This window comes from Saccharibacillus sacchari, assembly GCF_037722395.1.
Taxonomy (GTDB): domain Bacteria; phylum Bacillota; class Bacilli; order Paenibacillales; family Paenibacillaceae; genus Saccharibacillus; species Saccharibacillus sacchari_A.
In genome coordinates this window covers 173,732-195,791 of the sequence record NZ_JBBKAR010000039.1, presented here as the reverse complement: position 1 = coordinate 195,791, position 22,060 = coordinate 173,732, and the positions used below count along the sequence as shown (strand labels likewise).

Below are 22,060 nucleotides of genomic sequence, written 5' to 3'. Positions count from 1 at the left end.
CGATGTACGAAGTGCTATTGGTCGATGACGAGCCTTTTGCTATCGAAGGGTTGAAGTTGCTGATCGATTGGGAAAAATACGGCTTTCGGATCGGAGGCATATGCGAGAACGGCGAAGACGCGATCCGGCGCATCCGCAGCGATCCGCCGGATCTGGTTGTGACGGATATTCGGATGCCCGGGATGGATGGCCTGCAATTGATCGAAAAAGCGCGAGGCGACGGCAATTGTTCCACGCTGTTCGTGATTGCGAGCGGTTATGGGGATTTCCACTATGCGCTGCGCGCGATGCATCTGGGCGTATCCAATTATTTGACCAAACCGTTGATCGAAGACGAGGCGGAAGAGATCCTTGAGCGCCTTAGCCGGGAGCTGGATGAACGCGCGTTAAAAGAATCGATAGCCCGACGGGCGGAATGGTTCGAAGAGCAACAGGCAATGGAAAGGTTATTACTTGAAAAAAGCGAAAAGCCGAAAAGGCATGCGGCTGTATTAGAACGACTGTCGCGCAAAGCATCAAGCTGGTGCTGGATCAAAATAAGCGCTGAATCTGCTGTGCTGCCGACGGTGCGCGAAGCTGCCTGTGCGGTTGAACGCGTCGGACCGTCAAAAGGTTTTGCGAAGTATGTAGAAAACAGTAGCTGCGGCATGGTGATCGGCTGTTCGAGCAACGAAGATCCCGCCGCCCACACCCGCCGATTCGCCGAACAATTATTTTCTAATCTACCGACGGACGTTAAAAAGCAAGTTCGCCTGGCAATCGGTCGCAGCGTCGCAAAACTCGATGAACTGCGGCTGTCGTTCGAAAGCGCTGAGATATTGTCCTTTTATTCTTTTTTCGAAGGCTCACGGTTCAATTCTTGCGATCAAGCGTCAAGCATAGAGGTGTCATTCGAGCCGCCGCCGCTTCGACTAGCCGAACAGATTGCTGAATTGGCGGAAAAGGCAAGCGAGCAGGAAGTATGTGCAGCGTTGGCTTCCGTGTTCGCCGATTTCCGAAGAAAGTGGATACATCCCGGGCTTGTGCTGGGCTTTTCGGAACGCGTCGTATTGTGCTGCGCTTCCGTACTTCAAGAGCTAGGCGGCGATCCTGAATCGCTGATTCGGACGTCACCTTTTTATGGAAACCCGCCGCTTCTGCCTACGCTCGAACAAGCGCTTGGGAAGCTGGAAGACTTTTGTCTCGGATGCCGGAAAGAAATGTTGCTGTCACGCGAATGCAGCGGAGGCGGCATACAGGGACAGGTCGCCCATTTTTTACGCTCCAATTATACGGATACGTTTACGATTCAAGAGTTAGCCGACCGTTTTTACGTGCATCCCGCTTATCTGGGGCAGTCGTTTACCCGCAAGTACGGCGTGGGCATCTCCGAATTTGTGCACCGATTGCGGATCGAAGAAGCCTGCCGGTTACTGCGCGAAAGCGAACAGACCTCGTGCGTGATTGCCGAACGGGTCGGGTATAAAGATTATCGCCATTTTCTTAAACATTTCGAAAAAAGAACGGGAACCAAGCCTGCCGCGTATCGGACGTTAGCTTCAAGCTAAGCGTCCTTTTTTATGACTTTCAAGGACCGCTACTTAAATCCTGGGGGGAAGAAGCTTGAATCCAGACATTTTGTAAGCGTATACATACATTCATAATAAAGAGGAAAGGATGATCACATTTTCAAGGAGGTCAACCGATGGGGGGTTACAAAATGAAAAAGTTATGGGGCGCGACGTCGCTCGTGCTGGCTGCGGCGCTGATGCTTAGCGCATGCGGAGGCAGCGATACAACCACGGCGGAGGACGGATCGGAAATGCTGACGATTTCCGCGTTCATCAGCACGCCAAACCAGGCACCGACGGAAGATAATCGGATTTACAAACAGATTCAGGATGAGCTGGGCGTCAAACTGAACATGGAATTCCTGGTCGGCGATTTGCAGCAGAAGCTCGGCGTCATGATCGCGGGAGGCGAGTACCCTGATCTGATCACGGCCGATACGAAATTGGTTGCGGCCGGAGCGGTCATTCCGCTCGAAGACCTGATCGAAGAACATGCGCCGAATCTGAAAAAGCATTACGAGAAGTATTGGAACCGTATGAAAGACTCCAGCGACGGACATATTTACTGGCTGCCGAACTACGGGGCTTACTCCGGCGAATTCAACAGCAACGCGTACAGCGGGCCGGCGTTCTGGATTCAAAAAGCGGTGCTCGAAGACGCAGGGTATCCGACGCCGAAAACGCTGGATGATTTCACCAAGCTGATTCGTGATTACGCGGCAAAAAATCCGACGATCGACGGCCAGCCCACCATCGGATTCAGCACGCTCGCTTCGGACTGGCGAACCTTCCCGTTGCTGAACCCGCCGGAACATCTGACCGGTCATCCGAATGACGGCGGCGTGGTGGTCGATGACGGCATGGCTTCCGTATTCGCGGACAAAGATATGTCCAAGCGTTATTACAAAGAGCTAAACGGGCTGTTCAACGAAGGATTGTTCGACAAAGAGGCTTTCGTACAGAATTACGACCAATACTTGGCCAAATTGTCGTCAGGGCGCGTGCTCGGCATGTTCGACCAGCACTGGAACTTCCAGCCGGCCGAGGAAACGTTGATCGCCCAGGGGAAAATCGACCGTACGTACGTGGGTTTCCCGCTCGTATTCGATACGTCGATTCAGGACCATTATCTGGATCGTCCGGTCATCAATCTGAACAACGGATTCGGCATCAGCAAAAATGCCAAAGATCCGGTTAAAATCATCAAGTTCCTCGATTCGCTGATGGACGAAAAATATCAAAAGCTGCTGAGTTGGGGCGAAGAAGGCGTAGATTACATGGTTGACGACAAAGGCCGATTCTATCGCACGCCGGAACAACGCAAAGAGCAGGAAGATCCGAGCTGGAAGCTGGCGAACCGTGCGGACGGTTTCTATGGCGCCGCTCCGAAAACGCAAGGCACCTTCTCCGACGGCAACGCGACGGGTCCGGGGGACCAGCCGGAAGAATTCTATGCCAGCTTGAAAGACGAAGACAAAAAGCTGCTGGATACGTATGGCTTCAAAACGTGGAGTGACTTCTTCTCGCCCGCGCCGGAAAACGAAGTGTATTACCCGGCTTGGCAAATCGACCTGGTCGAAGGCTCCGACGCTTCGGTTGCCAACAAGCAGATGACCGATACGTCGCTGAAATTCCTGCCGCAAGCCGTCATGGCCGCGGACGGCAAGTTCGATTCGGTGTGGAACGATTATGTGCAGGCGTTCGGCAAAATCAATGTCAAAGCTTACGAAGACCGGATCAACGAGCAAATTCAGTGGCGAATCGAAAATTGGTCAACAGACAAGTAATTGCGGTGTCAAAAGTCGGGGGAGCGAATATCGCTTCCCCGTTTAGGGGGAGAGCACCATGGCCAAAGCCATTTCGCGCAAGTCCGCGTCGGCGGATCTGCCTACATCTTCATTCATGAAAAAACTTCGCAATCAAAAGCAGTTGGTATTCATGTCTCTGCCCATTGTCATTTATATTCTGATCTTCTCGTATTACCCGATCTGGGGTTGGACGATGGCGTTCCAGGATTACAGCCCGGCTAAAGCTCTTACGGAGCAAAAATGGGTCGGATTCAAGCACTTCGCTTTCCTGTTTACCGACGAAGCGTTCCTTCGCGTGCTGCGCAATACGATCGCCATGAGCTTAATCAATATGATCCTTGGCTTCGTGACCGCTATCTTGTTCGCGCTGCTGCTGAACGAGATCAAAGGACGCTTTTTCAAAAGAACCATTCAAACCGTATCCTATCTGCCGCACTTCCTGTCGTGGATCATCGTAACGGGCATCGTAGCCAGCTCCTTATCGGTGGACGGCGGCATTATCAATATCCTGCTGCTCAAACTGGGCATGATCAGCGAACCGATCATGTGGCTCAGCATACCGGAATACTTCTGGGGCATTGTCGGCGCTTCGCATGTCTGGAAAGAGCTGGGCTGGAACGCGATCATCTATCTGGCCGCGATCACGTCGATCGACCCTTCGCAATACGAAGCCGCCGAGATTGACGGAGCGAACCGTTACCAAAAGATGCTGTATATCACGCTGCCGGGGATCAAATCGATCGTCGTTATCCTGCTGATTATGAATATGGGCTGGGTGCTGGAAGCCGGCTTCGAAGTTCAATACCTGCTCGGCAACGGCGTCGTGGTGGACTGGTCGCAAACCATCGACATTTTCGTGCTGAAATACGGCTTGCAGATCGGCAACTATTCGCTCGCTACCGCAGCCGGCATTTTCAAAACGGTCGTCAGCATCACGTTGATCTTCGCCGCGAATACGATTGCCAAGCGTCTGGGCGAAGATCGATTGATTTAATACGTTGACCGTTGGATAAACTCGGGGTTTAACAGAGTCAATGTATCAGAGCGTATCTTCAAACCTCTACGGAAACAGATTTTGCCGAATTTTCGTGCTGAACAAGGAACTTTGCTGAAGGCATGCCGGGGCACGTCAAAGGAAAGTGACGCCGGGCAGGGCGAAAAGGCGGTAAAAGATGTACGTTAGCAGGTTTGAAGACACGCCCTAGGAAGGGGAAGAGTCGATGAATACGAAAAAAATGCGGCTGGAGCCGGTTGTTTTTCATACGCTGAACGGACTGCTTATGATCGCGATTGCTGTTGTTACGTTGTATCCGTTTCTGAATACGTTCGCGGTATCGCTGAATGCGGGAAACGATACGATCCGGGGAGGAATCTATCTATGGCCGCGCGTCTGGACCGATCAGAATTATAAAGCCGTGTTCGCGAACGGGCATATTCTGAACGCATTCTGGATTTCCGTGGCACGTACCGTAATCGCGACGGTGCTCAGTCTGTTCTTGACTTCGATGCTGGCCTACACGCTCAGCCGCAAAGATTACGTGCTGCGCAAGCCGATCACGATTCTGGTCGTGCTGACCATGTATTTCAGCGCAGGCTTGATCCCGACGTACTTCTTAATGAAAGATCTGCATCTGCTCAATAACTTTCTGGTGTATGTTATACCGGGGTTAGTCAGTGCTTTTAACATGATCGTTATTCGAACTTATATCCAGACGCTGCCGGAAGGACTGATCGAATCCGCCAAAATCGACGGGGCCGGCGACTTCCGCACATTCATCTCGATCATCTTGCCGCTCTGTCAGCCCGTGCTGGCCACGGTGGCGTTGTTCGTTGCTGTCGGTCAATGGAATTCCTGGTTCGATACGTTCCTGTACGCATCGTCGAAGCAGGAACTGAGTACGCTGCAATTCGAGCTGATGAAGCTGCTGTCGTCCTCGATGAACCTGAACAGCAGCATAGCAGGTTCCAGCGGAGCCGATCCGGCCGCTGCCGCACAGAATATGGTGACGCCCGTTTCGATTCGCGCCGCGATTACCATCGTCGCATCGCTGCCGATTCTGGTCGTGTATCCGTTTCTGCAAAAATACTTCGTGCACGGCTTGCAGCTCGGTAGCGTCAAAGAATAAGTCAACGCATAAGGAGAATGCCGGATGGACACCAAAACGCCGTCCCTATACGGGGCATATGAGGGTATATTTCATATAGGCGCCGCAGTGAGCACGCGTACGATCCGTCGGGAAGGCGAATTTATCGCGTCTCACTACAATAGCCTGACTGCCGAAAACCAAATGAAATTCGAAGAGATCCATCCCGAAGAGTCAAGCTATGACTTCGATGCCGCAGACGAAATCATGAAATTCGCGGAAAAAAACGGCATGGCGGTTCGGGGGCATGCGCTCGTATGGCATAATCAGACGCCGGACTGGGTATTCGAAGAAGCGGACGGTACGCCGGCTTCGAGAGAACGCGTGCTTGAGCGCCTGCATAGCCACGCGCATGCCGTCATGAGCCGCTATCGAGGCCGGATTCATGCCTGGGACGTCGTGAACGAAGCGATTGAAGAAAAAACCGAGGCGTATCTGCGCGAAACGAAATGGCTGACGACCGTGGGCGAGGATTATTTGGAGCAGGCTTTCCGAATCGCGCATGCAGCCGATCCTTCGGCGCAGCTTTTTTACAACGACTACAACGAGACCGATCCGATCAAGCGTGACAAGATTTACCGATTGGTGCGTTCGTTGCTTGAAGTAGGCGCTCCGGTTCACGGGATGGGGATGCAGGGGCACTGGAATCTGCACGGCCCATCGATCGATGAGATCCGCGAAGCGATTGAACGGTACGCTTCGCTTGGCGTTCGATTGCATATTACGGAACTGGATGTTTCGGCATTTGATTTCGAAGATCGTCGAAGCGACCTGCTTGCGCCTACTGACGAAATGCAGGAGATGTTGACACAACGCTATGACGACATTTTCCGTTTATTCCGTGAATATCGAAATTTCATCGATTCGGTCACTTTCTGGGGAGCCGCTGACAATCATACCTGGTTGGACGGCTTCCCGGTGCGCGGGCGTCTCAATTGGCCGCTTCCGTTCGATCGCGAGCTGAAGCCCAAGCCTGCTTTTTGGCGAATTGTCGAATGAGTAAAGGAGTGCAGCGATGCTAACCAAGTTTAACGAACCTATCGTCACGCATATCTACACCGCGGACCCTTCCGCGCACGTATTCGGAGGGAAATTGTACATTTATCCTTCGCACGATCTGGACCATGACGGTCCGAGCAACGATAACGGAGATCAATATCGGATGGAAGATTATCATGTGTTGTCGATGGACGGTATCGGATCGGAAGCGGTCGACCACGGCGAAGCGCTGCATGTGCGGGACGTGCCGTGGGCTTCATCGCAGATGTGGGCACCCGATGCCGCGTTCAAAAACGGGAAGTATTATTTGTTTTTCCCGGCCCGCGATCATGAAGATGTGTTTCGAATCGGCGTGGCGACATCCGTGTCGCCGGTCGGCCCGTTCCAAGCGGAGCCAACCTATATTCCGGGAAGCTTCAGCATCGATCCGGCCGTGTTTATTGATGATAACGGCGAAGCCTATATGTACTTCGGCGGTCTATGGGGCGGACAACTGGAACAATGGCAAAGCGGAACCTACGAGCCCCAGCGCACCGAAGGTCCGGCCGCCCACGAGCCGGCAATCGGCCCTTATGCGGCGAAGCTGAACGAAGATATGCTGTCGTTCAGCGCCGAGCCGACGCAAATTTCCATCATAGACGAAAATCACAATCCAATCGTCGCAGGCGACGAAGCCCGTCGCTATTTCGAAGGTCCCTGGGTGCATAAATACAACGGTCTTTACTACTTATCCTATTCAACCGGCACCACCCACCAAATCGCATACGCCGTAAGCCCAGACCCTCAAGGCCCTTTCGTTTACAAGGGCATCATCTTGTCTCCAGTGATCGGCTGGACCACCCATCACTCTATCGTACAATTCGAAGGCCGATGGTATCTGTTCTATCACGACAGTTCTTTGTCCAACAACGTCGACCACAAGCGCTGCGTAAAATACACCGAACTGCACTACAACGAAGACGGCACGATCCAACCCATCAATCCTTATCCCTTACCAACCTAACCCACCATAAAAAACGCCCGGATATCCCAGCGTTCCAGGCGCGGTGGCAACTCCTATTCTCATCAAAGCGAAGCAGCGAATTTTTCCCGCAGCCTTTTGATTTGATCCCACGAATAGGACTTGCCGCCGCGCCACCCCGGAACGCTCCGATCATCCGAGCGTTTTTTCTTTCCCCTGAATCATGAATCGAAATATTTTACATTCATTTTACAAAACAAGTGTTTTCCGTTGATTTTCGAATCCTACAATGGGTACTGTAAAGCGGCGCGGACAACTCGGATAGAGAGAAGACGCACGCAATCGTATGAATCCACTAGGAGGGTCAAACCAGACATGAAATCGAAAAAAACGTTATTCGGCACTTTAACACTTTCCGCAATGCTCGCGCTTACCGCTTGCGGCGGCAACTCCAGCAGCACTGCGACAACTACGGAACCGGCAGCTACAGGAACAACTACAACTCCGGCAGCTACTGAACAACCGGCTGAAGCAAGCGTATCGGGAGAAATCCTGGCAGTTGGATCGACGGCACTTCAACCGCTGGTTGATCAAGTGGGACAAGAGTTCATGGCGAATAACCCGGACGTTGTCGTTCAAGTCCAAGGCGGCGGCAGCGGTACTGGTCTGACTCAAGTATCCGAAGGCGCGGCGAACATCGGCAACTCCGACGTGTTCGCGGAAGAGAAGCTGGATGCTGACAAAGCGGCTGAACTGGTTGACCATCAAGTAGCGGTTGTCGCAATGGCAACTGTCGTGAACAAAGATGCGGGCGTAACAAACCTGACGAAGCAACAACTGCTGGACGTATTCAACGGTACCGTAACGAACTGGAGCGAAGTTGGCGGCGCGGATCAAAAGATCACGATCGTTAACCGTCCGAGCAGCTCGGGCACACGTGCTACTTTCGAAAAATATGCACTGGGCGAAAAAGTAGAAAACGTACCAGGCGCAATCGAGCAAGATTCCTCGGGCACGGTTAAACAAATCGTTGCCGATACAAAAGGCGCTGTAGGTTACCTGGCGTTCTCGTACCTGGACGATACGGTTACAGCTCTGTCTTACGACGGCGTAGAACCGACGGAAGCCAACGTACAAAGCGGCGATTACCCGATCTGGGCTTACGAGCACATGTACACGAAGGGCGAGCCTGACGGCGCGACGAAAGCATTCCTGGACTACTTCATGACGGAAGAAGTACAAAATGCCGACGTAACTGAACTGGGTTACATTCCGGTATCGAGCATGGAAGTTAAGCGCGATGCGGAAGGTAAAGTCATTCAGTAACCGATTCGACGCACCGGCAAAAAAGAGGCGGGATCTCCGCCTCTATTTGCGCGTTCACCAAGGAATGGAGAGGGTATCCACTTATGGAAAATAATAAGGCTACCGCCGATAATAAATCCCGTGGCTTCGCAAGGCATCGCCGCGAGGACATGATCGGCAAAATCTACACTTATCTATGCGTATTAATGCTGATCGTAGTCATCGTAGCGATCGTGTATTTTGTAGCTTCGAAAGGTTTGGCGACATTCTTCAAGGACGGAGTCAGCCCGATCGAATTCCTGTTCGGCACGCACTGGAGTCCTGACGGCGACAATCCGTCGTTCGGCGCATTGCCGTTTATCGGCGGCTCGTTCGTCGTGTCGATGTTAGCGGCCTTGATCGCGGGACCGCTGAGCATCTGTGCGGCATTGTTCATGACCGAGATCGTTCCGGGTAAAGGCAAACGTATTCTTCAACCGGTGATCGAGCTGTTGTCGGGCATTCCGTCCGTTGTCTACGGCTTTATAGGTCTGACCGTGCTGGTTCCGTTCATCTCGACTCTGACTGGCGGAGACTCGCTTGGCTATGGCGTAGCTGCGGGTGCGCTTGTGCTGTCCGTTATGATCCTGCCAACTATCACAAGTATCGCGGCGGACGCACTGGCTTCGCTTCCGCGCGGAATGCGCGAGGCATCGTATGCACTCGGCGCAACGCGCTGGCAAACGATCTACCGCGTGGTTCTGCCGACTTTGGCCCCTTCGCTGTGGACAGGTGTCATCTTGGGTATCGCGCGCGCTTTCGGTGAAGCGCTCGCCGTACAGATGGTAATCGGTAACGCGCCATTCCTTCCAACATCGCTGCTGACATCGGCTTCCACGCTGACCAGCGTCATCACGTTGAACATGACGAATACGTCGACCGGATCGGTTCAGAATAACGTCCTTTGGAGCATGGCTTTGATGCTGCTCTTCATGACCTTCGTGTTTATCATCATCGTACGGTTGCTCCAAAGGAGGAATAAGCTGTGAAAGCAAAAACTGCCGATAAAATCGCTACAGGCGTCATTATCTTTTTTGCCGTATTGATCGTTGCCATTCTGGGCGGTTTACTCGGCTTCATTTTGTTCCGCGGGATCGCGCATATCGACTGGCACTTCCTGACGTCCCCTTCGCAAAACTTCAAGGCGGGCGGCGGTATCGGTCCCCAGTTGTTCAACTCGCTGTTCCTGCTCGTGCTGACCATGATCATTACCGTTCCGCTCGGCTTGGGCGGCGGAATCTACATGGCCGAGTACGCCAAAGAAAACAAACTGACCGGCTTTATCCGCCTGGTCGTGGAAGTATTGTCTTCCTTCCCGTCGATCGTAGTCGGTTTGTTCGGTCTCCTGCTGTTCGTGAACACGTTCGGATTCGGCTATTCGCTACTTTCCGGCGCGATCGCTCTGGCGATCTTCAACTTGCCGCTGATGGTTCGGATCACGGAGCAAGCGTTCCGTGCCGTCCCTCGCGAGCAAAAGGAAGCAGGTCTTGCACTGGGTCTTTCCAAATGGAAAATCATCACGTCGATCTTGCTTCCGGTTGCACTGCCAAGCTTGATCACCGGAACGATTCTGGCCGCTGGCCGCGTCTTCGGCGAAGCGGCGGCGCTGCTGTTTACATCCGGTATGACGACGCCTCCGCTGGACTTCACAGACTGGAATCCGTTCCATGCACGTTCCCCGATCAACCCGATGCGTTCGGCCGAGACACTTGCCGTACACATTTGGAAAGTGAACAGTGAAGGACGTATTCCGGACGCGAAGGATGTATCCGCGGGAGCTTCGGCCGTTCTTGTTATCATGGTGCTGCTGTTCAACCTGGTAGCCCGTTGGTTCGGACGTGTCGTATACCGCAAAATTACCGCTTCCAAACAAGTCAACTAGGAGGGCTTCCGTTATGCAGACCAGTACGCAACCTCGCTTCGGTACGGAAGAACTGAGCGTGTTCTACGGAACCAACGAAGCAGTCAAAAAAATCAATATGGAATTTCCCGAGAAGAGCGTGACCGCTCTGATCGGACCGTCGGGCTGCGGGAAGTCAACCTTCCTGCGTTCCCTGAACCGGATGAACGACGAGATCGCTTCGGCGCGGGTCGTGGGCAAAATCTGGATGGACGGTCAGGATTTGAACGATAAAGAAACGGACGCGGTAACGCTTCGTCAAAAGATCGGTATGGTTTGGCAGCGTCCGAATCCGTTTTATAAGTCGATCTATGAAAATATCGCTTTCGGTCCAAGATACCACGGCACGAAAAACAAGAAGCAACTGGATGAGATCGTCGAGCAAAGCCTGCGCCGCGCGGCTCTGTGGGACGAGGTCAAAGACCGTTTGAAAGAATCGGCTCTGGCGCTCTCCGGCGGCCAACAACAGCGTCTGTGCATCGCGCGCGCGCTGTCGGTTAGCCCCCAGATTCTACTGCTGGATGAGCCAGCTTCCGCGCTTGACCCGGTATCGACAGGCAAGGTGGAAGAGCTAATCATCGAATTGAAAAAAGAGCTTCGTATCGTTATCGTCACGCACAACATGCAGCAGGCCGCTCGCGTATCCGATTCGACCGCGTACTTCTATCTGGGCAACCTGATCGAGCACGACGACACAACCAAGCTGTTCTCGAATCCCTCCAACCAAATGACTCAGGAATACATCATGGGTCGTTTCGGTTAAACAGTCCTACGATCCAAAAAAGACTTCCATAGTTGTTCTTTTGGCCGTAGGCTTAAACTCATTCATACGATTTGAATTTGGACCGTTCCTTTCTTATTGAAAGAGAACGGTCTTTTTTTGCGTTTTTAACGCTATTGTTTAATTTTTAACTCGTTAACGATTTTCGTTGAACTACACCCGACGATCAAGTACGATAAACCAATGAGAAACATTCCCGATACGGAAAGGATGAACCCCATGTCCGAAGCGTCTAACCCGCAATTTACCGGAAAAGGACCTCAATCCGATATGCAATCCGATTCATCGAACATCGTCATTTTCGATCCGTCTTTGATTTTGCCCCAGTTCTATATGAGCGCGGAGCCCAAACCGGATGCTTGCGCCGAGGCAACGCTGGCTGAACTATCCACACGAGAAGGCGCCGAGCCGTTTCTCCAAGCCTTTGCCGATGTGCTGCAAGCTCCGAATCTACAAGCAGCCGTCACCTACTTCTGTAGCTGGTTCAGCGGAACCGTAGCCGCTTCGCTGTATTTCCCGGCAGTTGCAGGATTGCGTCCCGATTTTTCGGCGCAGAACTTGAGTGCACAGCTGTTCCGTCTGGAAAATGGAGGACATTCGTTCAACATCGTCATTCACAACCGTTCCGCAGAGCGCGCGCCTACAGATAACGCACGTGATGCTTGGACCGTAGAAGGTTTCCAAGCTTTTTATGGCAAGACCTGTCGCACCTTATTTGAAAACTTTGCCGCCGTATCCGGATTGGCCGTAGGTATGATCTGGGCTCAACTTCCCGGCCGCTTGAATTACTTTGCGGAAACGTGGCGCACCCACCCGGAGATCGGCCCTATGCTAGCCCCGCACCGCGATCGCCTGGAAAAAGCCTACGAACAGCTGAAGACCCTTCAACCCGACACCTTCGGCCGCAAGAAAAATCCGTTCGATCTGCGGTTTCGCTATATCGAACATCCAACCGATCCTTCCGCACAGATCCAAATGCGCCCAAGCTGCTGCCTTTACCACACTCTTCCCGGAGCCGAATATTGCTACAACTGCCCGAAGCTCACCGAAAAGGATCGAGCGGAGCGCCGGGAAAAGCTGCGGGTGCAATAAATATGGATATCCTACGTGTAAGCACATATGAGATGCCGTTCGAGTCTGCGAAAATCGTGATTGTTTCCGATACCCATATGCCACGGATGTCCAAAGCGTTACCTCCCGCGCTGATCGACGGATTGCAAAACGCGGATCTGATCCTGCACGCGGGAGACTGGACCAAGCCCGAAGTTTATGACCTGCTGGTTGCTTATGCGCCTGTCGAAGGCGTGGCCGGCAACAACGACGGTCCCGATATCGTCGAGCGTTGGGGGTATCGCCGGATCGTTGAAATCGCGGGCCGCCGAATCGGATTGACTCACGGCCATTTGGGAAAAGGCCATACACCCGATAATGCCGCAGCCGCTTTTGACAACGAAAACGTGGATCTTATTATCTTCGGTCATTCGCATATTCCGTTCTTTTCCGAACACGAGAGAGCGGGTAACCGCCCTGCCACGCCGCTTTTCAACCCCGGCTCTCCAACCGACAAACGGCGACAACCTCAATTTTCTTTCGGCATCCTGACTTTGAGTGTCGGATCGTTGTTCTGCAAGCACTGCTTTTACGACTCGAAACAATGAGGAGGCGCCGAGAGCCGGTTTCGACCGTCGCTTCGTTGTCCTTTCCCCTTCCGATTTGAATAAAAGATTTAGAGGTGAGGGGAAAGGGCAAAGGCGCTCTGGTTCGAAACCGGCTCTCGGCTGGGTGGGAGGTAGGAGGGAAAGAATATATAAAACCTCACACTGAACTTAATGTTTTCATGTTTAAAGTGCCTGAATAGCTTGCAAATTTAGGATTGTAAGCTATTTGCTTTTCACACAATTTTGAAAACTCAATACCAAAAAGGAAGAAAAAAATGCTCTTTTTTCTTCCCTTTCCGAGCGTGCCACCAGCGGAGGGGGAAATTCACTTCGGAAGCATATGCTGGTAATTTCTCCCGTAGCGCCTCCCACGTTCCTACTCCCCCTTTGACCACACAAACAGAGTGTTTTATAATGGGGATTTAACCCAAACATTCTTAATAAAGAAGGTATTCCACTCATGAAACAAATCTCATTCCAGTCGAAAACATCCCGCAAGCCGGATCGTCTTTTTATTGCGGCGGTCTGTATCTTGTTTGCCAAGCTGCTGCTATTGCGTGGATTTTTCTTCGGCGACTTTGAGTTTAGCGGCGTATTTATCGATCTATTCACCGCGCTCGGAGTAACTTGTCTATTTGAACTGATTCTTCCGCGCCGGCTGCGAGTTGGCGTTGCCTGGGGGGTCAATCTGATTTTGTCTGTAGCTTTTTTTTGTGCGGCTGTCTATCATTCGTACTTTGGTTCTGTACCGACTTATGTTGTACTCGGTTCGCTCGGCCAGGTGCCCGAGGTAGGCAATATGGTCGGAGGATTGCTCAAACCCGCCTATTTCATATTTTTTGCTGATTTATTGGCCTTGGTGCTTTCGGTGATCGTGGTGAAAGTTCGCCGATCCAAATCGCATAAGTCTTTTTCATTCGTAGGGAGTGGCGGCTCGCGTTCCTATTGGGCAGGGACCGCAACCCGCATGAGTCGTGTCGGGGTGGCGGCGCTGCTGATTGTTTGCCTGCTGCTGTCCGGCGTATGGATCAATCGAGGTTCTGCGATCAGCAACGAGATTGTACGTGCGGAAAATATTGGTTTTATCAATTACCAAGTCAGCACAGCGATCGAGAAACGCAAAGAACGTGATTTTATCGCATCGACCTCGCCTGAAGAAGTTGCCCAACAGGTGAAGGCGCTCCAGCAATCTTTCCCGTATACGGATAAACTAGAGAATGCTGCGGACGCAACGAACACTACAGCGTCTCCTGCGTATTTCGGAGCGGCAAAAGGCATGAATGTGGTCGTCGTTCAGATGGAATCATTCCAGAACTTCCCGATCGACTACAAGTTGGACGGAACGGAAGTCACGCCGAATCTGAACGCATTGATGGACGAAAGCTTCTATTTCCCGCATATCTATCAGCAGATCGGGCAGGGGAATACATCGGATGCCGAATTTATCTCCAATACCTCGATCTATCCGACCGCGCAGATCGCCATGTCGACCGGTTACGGGGATCGCGTGATTCCAAGTTCTCCGAGATTGCTTGGGGACAAAGGGTACAAGACCGCGACATTCCAGATCAACAACGCTTCGTTCTGGGATCGCAATCAGCTGTATCCGGCGCTTGGTTTCCAGAACTTTTACGACAAGCCGAATTACAACAACGACAAGTTCAATAATTTCGGGGCGTCCGACGAAGAGATGTACCGCGTTGGTTTGGAAAAAATCGACGAAATGACCGCAGACGGCTCGCCGTTTTATGCACAATTCGTGACGACGTCCAGCCATGCTCCTTTTGACGTCCCAGAAGAGTTCCCGCAGCTTGCGATTCCGGAACGTTTACAGGATACGCAACTCGGGAAGTATCTCAATGCTCAACATTACACGGATTATGCGTTGGGCAAGCTGATTGACGGCCTGAAAGAAAAAGGACTCTGGGATAACACGGTGCTGCTCGTTTACGGCGATCACGGCGGCCTGTCCACAGCGGAAAACGATCCCGCATGGGTATCTTCGATGCTGGGCATTTCCTATGACGCCAATGCAAGCCGCTTCAATATTCCGCTTGCGATCCGTGTCCCCGGCGTGGAAAAAGGCGAAACGGTCGAGCTGGCAGGCGGTCAAATGGACTTCGTGCCAACCTTGATGAACCTGCTCGGCGTATCGTTGGAGGAAGAATCGTACACCGCTTTCGGCCGCGATTTGCTTAATACGGACCGCAACGTCGTGGGCATCCGCTATTATCTGCCGACCGGATCGTTTGTCGGAGACGGCGTTCTGTTTATCCCTGGAGAAGGTTTTGATGATGGAACGGCGATCTCGCTGGAGACCCATGAGCATATAGAGGATATCGAACCTTACCGCGAAGACTACGAATATATTCTGCAACTGATGAAGCTGTCCGACGATTATGTAAAAGTGCTGCCAAAGCGAGGTTTGAAATGACGCAATCATCCACGCCGCTGATCCGCTGTCGCTGGGTTAACGAAGATCCGCTCTATATTCGTTATCATGATGAAGAATGGGGCGTACCGGTGCACGATGACCGGAAGTGGTTTGAGCTGCTGACGCTGGAAGGCGCGCAGGCTGGACTCAGTTGGTACACCGTGTTGAGAAAGAGGGATCGGTATCGCGAAGTGATGGACGGCTTTGATCCTGCTCGGGTCGCTGAATATGATTCCGAGAAGATCGAGAGCTTAATGCAGGATACAGGAATCATTCGCAATCGGATGAAGCTGGAATCAACCGTGAAAAATGCGAAAGCTTTTCTGCGCGTTCAAAAGGAATTTGGCAGCTTCGATGCTTATATGTGGACGTTTGTATCCGGTGAGCCGATGATTGGGAACCGTGTTCGCCCCGAAGACGTCCCGGCCAAGACCGAAATTTCGGACCGTCTTAGCAAGGATCTGAAAAAGCGCGGCTTCGGCTTTGTCGGCAGCACGATCTGCTATGCGCTGATGCAAGCCTCCGGCATGGTCGATGACCATCTCGTTAATTGCTTCCGCAGCGAGTCGTCTTGCCGGCAATCAGGGTAATCAAAAGAGAAGGCGCAGCGAGTCGCGTTATAGCGAAAGGGGCATACGGCCAATGAAGATTATGATTACCCAGCAAGAAGCGATGCAACGGAAAATTTGGAGCAAGATTATCGATATGTTTGGTCTGGACCCGGCAAAAGAATACTGGGAGACGGAGCAGTTTATTTTGACCGAAGAACAGGCACGGGAAGTTGGATTGATTCATTGATCAAAAAAGCGGTCAGGATTCGCATATGCGATCCTGACCGCTTTTTGTTAGACGACATGATGCTGCATATCCGGGAACCATATGTTCGGCAGATCGTCTACTTGCATGGGGCGACAGATTAAGTATCCTTGAATACCGGGACATCCCATATTCATTAACTGAATCAATTGTTCGCCGTCCTCGACACCTTCAGCCACTACATCGAGATTCATCGCACGAGCCATCGCGAGCAGAGCAGAGATGACGGCAGGATTCATCTGTACGATGAACGAGCGGTCCAACTTGAATTTATCGATCGGAATTTGCGCCAAAATGCCAAGAGACGAATATCCCGTGCCAAAATCATCGAGCGAGATCGTATACCCCTGCGCGCGAAGCCGATCCAGAATCGCACAGATTTCTTCGAGATTGCGCATAACCAGCGATTCCGTCACTTCCAGGTCGAAGCGCTCCGGCGAGACGCCTTCTTCAGCCAAAATGGTATTCAGACGCTCGACAAAATCTTCTTCCTCGAACTGCACACGCGAAATATTGACGGCGACGCGTACGTCAGGGCCGAACTTTTCGCTGATCTTGGGCAGGTCTTTGCAGGCTTGACGGAGCACCCACTCGCCGATGGGTACGATCAGGCCCGTTTCCTCTGCTACCGGGATAAAGTCAGCCGGAGAAACAAGACGTTTGTGACCGAGATTCCAGCGTAGCAAAGCTTCCACTTCCACAACCTGGTTGCGTGCCGCATCGAAGATCGGTTGATAGTGCAGGAGCAATTCATCGCGTTCGATACACTGGTTCAGCGCGATTTCATAGTCGAATTTAACCACCTGATCATAGCGCAGGGACTCATTGTACTCATGATATCGATTCCGGCCTTTACTTTTTGCATAGTAGAGAGCGATATCCGCTTGGCGCAGCAGCATGGACAGTTCAGTCCGCTCGGGTGATGTAGAGATGCCGACGCTTGCGCTGACTCGAATCAGGCGATCGCCCAGCAGGAAAGGCTTGTCGAGAACTTCCAGAATTCGCTTGGCCTGTTCTTCCGGCTTTGCAATAGGAGTCTCGCATACAATGATAAACTCGTCGGCTCCCTGGCGTGCGATCACATAAGGCGCTCCGAAGGATTGGCGGAATCGCCCGGCTACCTCGATCAATAGAGTGTCGCCCGTTTCATGGCCCAGCGCATCGTTGATATTTTTGAAATTATCGAGATCGATCAGGAACAGGCCGCACGATTTATGCAGAAACTCATATAAAAAGCGACGGTTGAACAGTTGCGTCAATTCGTCATGGTACGCGTAATGATGCAACTGTTGCCCGCGTTCCGAGCTTGTTATCATATCCCGTGTTACGCAGACAACAGCAGTAACTTCGCCGCGTTCACCAAAGATCGGGGATAGAATGCTTTCTCCGCTCAGGGCGCCGGTAGGGAGCAAGGTTCCGTCGGCAAAGCGAATGCTTACTCGTTCATCGACGACTTTCATATATTTATGATGGAGGTATTTGCCCATCTCCGGCTCGTGCGCGTACGCTTCCGCAAAAGTCTGCCCCATATGTTCCGATCCGATCTGACTAAGCACGGCCGCCGCCCGGTTGACATACCGATAACGGAAATGCTCGCCGTCCCAGTCCATAACATAGATACAGTCTTCAAGCGCATGAAGGAACTGGGCAAAATCCGTATCTGGGTGTTTTATTTCTGTCATTCCGCAAAAGCCCTCCTCGTCCGCTTTTATCCGAGATACCAAATTTGTATAGTCCTATCATACTATGTACAAGCCACTACGCAAAGGGAAGAAAGGGGGATAGGGCTTTTAAATATAGGTTTGGGAGTTCCCATTTTTGAGGAAAGTTTGACGTTAATCGGTATCGGGTAAAAATGGGCATGCCGACAGAAGAGGGAGGAAAATAACATGATGAAGAAAATTTCGGCGACTTTTGCACAGGAAGAACAAGCCGTCCAAGCGATTCATGACCTTCAGGAAGCCGGATATGATCGGGAAGATATCTCAGTCGTTACCAAGGATAAGAAAGAAGCGGAAGAAATCCGGAACGAAACCGGAACGAAAGCGCCGGAAGGATTGGCCGCGGGTGCGGTGACTGGAGGAGCGTTGGGCGGAGCCGCCGGCGTTCTCGCGAGCCTCGGCGCATTGGCTATTCCGGGCATTGGTCCACTATTGGCCGCCGGGCCTATTGCCGCAGGTCTGGCCGGAGCTACGCTCGGAGCCGGCATAGGCGGTCTTGCAGGCGGGTTTATCGGCTTGGGCATCCCGGAACAGGAAGCCAAATATTATGATGAACGGATACACGAAGGCGACGTGCTGGTCATGGTGGACGCGGACGAAGCGATGCGCAGCCGGATCTACGAGATTTTTAGCCGCAACGGCGCCAACAATACGTTATACTTCGATCCTGACGGCACTTCCAGAACGCCGGGCATGGCGCCCGTCGACGAAAGGGTTCCTCCTGCCGGAGTCGACGACGTCGCATTGCACGAAGAATCCGATTCCGATCCGTCGCGCCGTTCGGACCCTTCCAGTCTTGATCCTGCCGACGACGTGGATTTCCGGGACGCTACCGATCCCAATCGCGAAGCTTCGAACCTAATTATCGGCCCCAACGACCGTCCGTATAAAAGATAACGGCGCGAGATCCCGCAAGCGGCCCACTTAAATGCAACGTCAGCATTCCTATGCGAAGAAGAGCGCAGGCCCATGCCTGCGCTCTTTCTTTTACAAAGATGAACCAAACGGCCCGACGACCGCAATCAGACTGATGAATGCCGGGTTTTCCGCTGCGCGGAAAAAGAAAGCTTGCGCCGTTCTCCCCGATGATACAGCCCGTAATAAGCGACAAGCGACAATAGCACGGTGAGACCGCCTACCAAATACATGGTCGAATAGCCTGCCGAAGACGCAATCAATCCCAGCAGATAAGAGCCCAAGCCATAACCCAGATCGAAAAAGACAAAATACGTCCCCGTCGCCAGTCCGCTTCGGTGCGCAGGAGCCGATTGGATCGCCAGCGTCTGGAAGCTTGGAATGATCGCACCGTAACCGAGTCCGATTATCGCTGCGGTTAACAGGAAAAAGACTGCGGAGTCGGCCCGGCTAAGCGCGATCATGCCGACCGCGAACAAAGCGATCCCCGGATACACAAGCACATGCGCGCCCCGACGGTCGAACAAACGGCCCGTGAACGGTCGGGATAACAGAACCATAGCCGCGAAAACAATAAAGAAATAGCTGGCGACGCTTTTCAAACCGATCGAGTTGGCATAGACCGAAATGAAAGTTGAAATCGCGCCATAGGCAAAAGCAATCAAAAATCCGGCAGCGGCTACGGGAATAGCACGGAATTCGATGAAGCGTTTAATATCCCAAGCCCCCAGTTCGCTCGGTTTGCGTTCATGCTGAGGAATAGGAGTGATCACGCCGAACAGACAAGCCAGCGAAGCGAAGATCACCATCAATGCAAATAACACCGTATAGCCTGCGCTTGCGGAGACGGACAATCCCACAAACGGACCGAATACCATCGCAAGGCTCATAAACAAGGTGAAATAGCCAATGCCTTCGCCTTTTTGCTCGCGTGGAATCACGTCAAGTACCACGGTGGACGTAGTAGTCGCCGCAATCCCGAAGGAAATCCCGTGTACGAATCGCAACACAAGCAGCAGCGAATAAGTAGGCACCCATAAATAGAAGAAACTGCACGCAGCAAACATGACTACCGAGAAAACAAGCAGCTTTTTGCGGTTAATCTCATCCAGCCATTTGCCGGTCAGCGGGCGGAAAATGACGGCAGCGATCACGAAAACGGTGGTCACGAGTCCGATCCCGTCCGCGCTTCCTCCAAGATGCGTCAACGCATATTCCGGTAACGTCACCGCTAAAATATAAAAGTTGATAAAAATAAAAAAACTGCTAAAACTTATCGTCAAAAAATTACGGCTCCATAAGCGTTCTTTTTCCAACAAAATCGTCCTCCCCAATCATCACCCAAAACCAAATGGATCAAATTTTTATCATTTAATTGTCATAACAACTATATAGGCAAAAGAAACTTCTTGTCAATGCAAGAGAATATGGATACTGGCATTTTTTGCAGAAAAGCAATCCTGAAGAGGCGGCTTTTTGCTCGTTTTTGGCCGTCTTATGATATGCTGGAAGTATCCGGTTCGCTAGGGCATTGACAAAGGACTAGGGCCGATACGGGAACGGAGGGGAAGCCATGTCGGAAGAAGTGAGTCGGGTACACCGTATTCCGTTTAGTCGGATTCGCGGCGTGCTGGGCATTCGGCAAAAGATCACAAATGTGTACGCGGATCATGTGAATCAATGCGTCGTTGTGGAAACAGATAAGAACATACGCAATCCCAGTACGATTATTGAAGTGAAAAATACGTATCTCGACGTGCGTACGGTCAGCGCCGAGGAATATAACCGTATGCCGTATACGCCGAATGTGACGGACAAGCTGAAGGCACTGCTGGACGAGGCAGAGCGTGAAGCGCTGCGGGAAAGTTTGCATCGGGCGATCGGAGAGACGGAGCATCGTTTGCAAGCCGGGATTTCGGAAGATGAACGCATCCGGCAGGAAGTTTTTTTGAAAAATGCTCGACGTGCGTTTAACAAATTGAACGGCGATGTGTAAGATCGTTCGGCAAACTTCGCAGCGAAAAGGGATAGAGACTTGTTCCGTCCTCTTTTTCACGCTACAATAAACAGGTGTGAAAAAGAGGGCATAACCAATCAATGGAAAGCGAGCGGGATAGATATGGGTCGTAAATGGAATAATATCAAGGAAAAAAAAGCTTCCAAAGACGCCAACACCAGCCGGGTTTATGCAAAATTCGGCGTTGAAATTTATGTAGCAGCGAAGAAAGGCGAGCCGGACCCGGAATCGAACCGTGCTCTGAAGGTCGTACTGGAACGCGCCAAAACGTATAACGTGCCGAAGGCGATCATCGACCGTGCAATGGATAAAGCCAAAGGCAGCGGTGACGAGACCTACACAGAGCTTCGTTACGAAGGCTTCGGTCCAAACGGATCGATGGTGATCGTGGACGCGCTGACGAACAATGTTAACCGTACGGCTTCCGACGTTCGTTCCGCGTTTAACAAAAATGGCGGCAACCTGGGCGTAAGCGGATCGGTAGCTTATATGTTCGACGAGACGGCCGTAATCGGGATCGAAGGCAAGAACGAAGAAGAAGTGCTTGAGCTGCTGATGGAAGCGGACGTCGATGTACGTGATATCCTCCCTGAAGACGAAGCGGTAATCATCTACGCAGCGCCGGATCAATTCCATGCTGTGCAGGAAGCGCTTCGCGCGGCCGGCATCGAAGAGTTTACCGTAGCTGAAATTACGATGCTGCCACAGACTTTCGTGACGCTGGATGCGGATTCGGAAAAATCGTTCGAAAAGATGATCGATGCGATCGAAGATCTCGAAGACGTGCAACAGGTCTATCATAACGTCGATTCCGACGAAGAGTAAGCCAACTGTATCAACAGAAGACAACGCGGAGACCCGAACGGGTTTCCGCTTTTTTTGTTTTTTAAAAACAAAGTATTCTGCAATTATGTCTGAAAAAAAGATTAAACAAACACAAAACCACATACTTAAAGTCCGAAAATGTTGACTCACCCACAGAAAACAGGTAGGATAAAAGCGTAAAGAAGAT

20 protein-coding genes are annotated in these 22,060 nt (G+C 51.9%); 18 read left to right on the top strand and 2 right to left on the bottom strand.

What is annotated here, in order from left to right; genetic code table 11:
* Positions 1-2 precede the first annotated feature (2 nt).
* The 15 genes from WKI47_RS15345 (at position 3) to WKI47_RS15275 (ending at position 16,377) form a co-directional block, all read left to right on the top strand.
* Positions 3-1,547 (top strand): response regulator transcription factor, encoded by a 1,545-nt coding sequence (locus WKI47_RS15345; protein ID WP_340228028.1) that lies wholly within the window; start codon positions 3-5, stop codon positions 1,545-1,547.
* Positions 1,548-1,684: 137 nt separating this feature from the next.
* On the top strand, positions 1,685-3,337 hold the full coding sequence (locus WKI47_RS15340) for an ABC transporter substrate-binding protein (protein WP_340228027.1): 1,653 nt from the start codon (positions 1,685-1,687) through the stop codon (positions 3,335-3,337).
* 115 nt (positions 3,338-3,452) lie between these two features.
* Positions 3,453-4,352 carry an ABC transporter permease gene (locus tag WKI47_RS15335; protein WP_340228068.1) on the top strand — a complete coding sequence of 300 codons (900 nt, stop codon included), beginning with the start codon at positions 3,453-3,455 and terminating at the stop codon, positions 4,350-4,352.
* Between the two features lie 226 nt (positions 4,353-4,578).
* Entirely contained in the window at positions 4,579-5,484 is a 906-nt protein-coding gene (locus WKI47_RS15330; protein ID WP_340228026.1) for a carbohydrate ABC transporter permease, read from the top strand.
* Between the two features lie 24 nt (positions 5,485-5,508).
* On the top strand, positions 5,509-6,501 hold the full coding sequence (locus WKI47_RS15325) for an endo-1,4-beta-xylanase (protein WP_340228025.1): 993 nt from the start codon (positions 5,509-5,511) through the stop codon (positions 6,499-6,501).
* A gap of 16 nt (positions 6,502-6,517) precedes the next feature.
* Positions 6,518-7,504 (top strand): glycoside hydrolase family 43 protein, encoded by a 987-nt coding sequence (locus WKI47_RS15320; RefSeq protein ID WP_340228024.1) that lies wholly within the window; start codon positions 6,518-6,520, stop codon positions 7,502-7,504.
* 333 nt (positions 7,505-7,837) lie between these two features.
* Positions 7,838-8,788 (top strand): phosphate ABC transporter substrate-binding protein, encoded by a 951-nt coding sequence (locus WKI47_RS15315; protein ID WP_340228023.1) that lies wholly within the window; start codon positions 7,838-7,840, stop codon positions 8,786-8,788.
* 83 nt (positions 8,789-8,871) lie between these two features.
* Positions 8,872-9,795: a phosphate ABC transporter permease subunit PstC gene (gene pstC / locus WKI47_RS15310; RefSeq protein WP_340228022.1), complete on the top strand. Its 924-nt coding sequence runs from the start codon at positions 8,872-8,874 to the stop codon at positions 9,793-9,795.
* Complete coding sequence (gene pstA / locus WKI47_RS15305; RefSeq protein WP_340228021.1) at positions 9,792-10,688, top strand: phosphate ABC transporter permease PstA; 897 nt, start codon at positions 9,792-9,794, stop codon at positions 10,686-10,688. The genes pstC and pstA overlap by 4 nt, the downstream gene beginning before the upstream one ends.
* 13 nt (positions 10,689-10,701) lie before the next feature.
* Positions 10,702-11,469 carry a phosphate ABC transporter ATP-binding protein PstB gene (gene pstB / locus WKI47_RS15300; protein ID WP_340228020.1) on the top strand — a complete coding sequence of 256 codons (768 nt, stop codon included), beginning with the start codon at positions 10,702-10,704 and terminating at the stop codon, positions 11,467-11,469.
* A gap of 237 nt (positions 11,470-11,706) precedes the next feature.
* Complete coding sequence (locus WKI47_RS15295) at positions 11,707-12,579, top strand: (2Fe-2S)-binding protein (protein WP_340228019.1); 873 nt, start codon at positions 11,707-11,709, stop codon at positions 12,577-12,579.
* Between the two features lie 2 nt (positions 12,580-12,581).
* Positions 12,582-13,145, top strand: a complete 564-nt coding sequence (locus WKI47_RS15290) for a metallophosphoesterase (RefSeq protein WP_340228018.1) — start codon at positions 12,582-12,584, stop codon at positions 13,143-13,145.
* A gap of 460 nt (positions 13,146-13,605) precedes the next feature.
* Positions 13,606-15,579 (top strand): LTA synthase family protein, encoded by a 1,974-nt coding sequence (locus WKI47_RS15285; protein WP_340228017.1) that lies wholly within the window; start codon positions 13,606-13,608, stop codon positions 15,577-15,579.
* Complete coding sequence (locus WKI47_RS15280; protein WP_340228016.1) at positions 15,576-16,169, top strand: DNA-3-methyladenine glycosylase I; 594 nt, start codon at positions 15,576-15,578, stop codon at positions 16,167-16,169. Before WKI47_RS15285 ends, WKI47_RS15280 begins: the two co-directional genes overlap by 4 nt.
* Before the next feature lie 52 nt (positions 16,170-16,221).
* On the top strand, positions 16,222-16,377 hold the full coding sequence (locus WKI47_RS15275) for a hypothetical protein (RefSeq protein ID WP_340228015.1): 156 nt from the start codon (positions 16,222-16,224) through the stop codon (positions 16,375-16,377).
* 47 nt (positions 16,378-16,424) lie between these two features.
* On the opposite strand, the gene WKI47_RS15270 is transcribed toward WKI47_RS15275, so the two are convergent.
* The gene (locus WKI47_RS15270) at positions 16,425-18,077 is read right to left on the bottom strand and encodes a putative bifunctional diguanylate cyclase/phosphodiesterase (RefSeq protein ID WP_340228014.1); all 1,653 of its coding nucleotides are present in this window, start codon (positions 18,075-18,077) and stop codon (positions 16,425-16,427) included.
* Between the two features lie 207 nt (positions 18,078-18,284).
* Here WKI47_RS15270 and WKI47_RS15265 point away from each other — a divergent pair, with 207 nt between their 5' ends.
* The gene (locus tag WKI47_RS15265) at positions 18,285-19,013 is read left to right on the top strand and encodes a general stress protein (RefSeq protein ID WP_340228013.1); all 729 of its coding nucleotides are present in this window, start codon (positions 18,285-18,287) and stop codon (positions 19,011-19,013) included.
* Between the two features lie 125 nt (positions 19,014-19,138).
* Here the strand turns inward: WKI47_RS15265 and WKI47_RS15260 are convergent, their stop codons facing one another.
* A complete protein-coding gene (locus WKI47_RS15260) occupies positions 19,139-20,314 on the bottom strand; it encodes an MFS transporter (protein ID WP_340228012.1) in 1,176 nt (391 codons plus the stop codon).
* Positions 20,315-20,604: 290 nt separating this feature from the next.
* Between WKI47_RS15260 and WKI47_RS15255 the strand changes: the two genes are divergently transcribed.
* Both WKI47_RS15255 and WKI47_RS15250 read left to right on the top strand, forming a co-directional pair.
* Entirely contained in the window at positions 20,605-21,027 is a 423-nt protein-coding gene (locus tag WKI47_RS15255; protein WP_340228011.1) for a hypothetical protein, read from the top strand.
* A gap of 123 nt (positions 21,028-21,150) precedes the next feature.
* The gene (locus tag WKI47_RS15250) at positions 21,151-21,873 is read left to right on the top strand and encodes a YebC/PmpR family DNA-binding transcriptional regulator (protein ID WP_340228010.1); all 723 of its coding nucleotides are present in this window, start codon (positions 21,151-21,153) and stop codon (positions 21,871-21,873) included.
* The last annotated feature ends 187 nt before the right edge of the window (positions 21,874-22,060 follow it).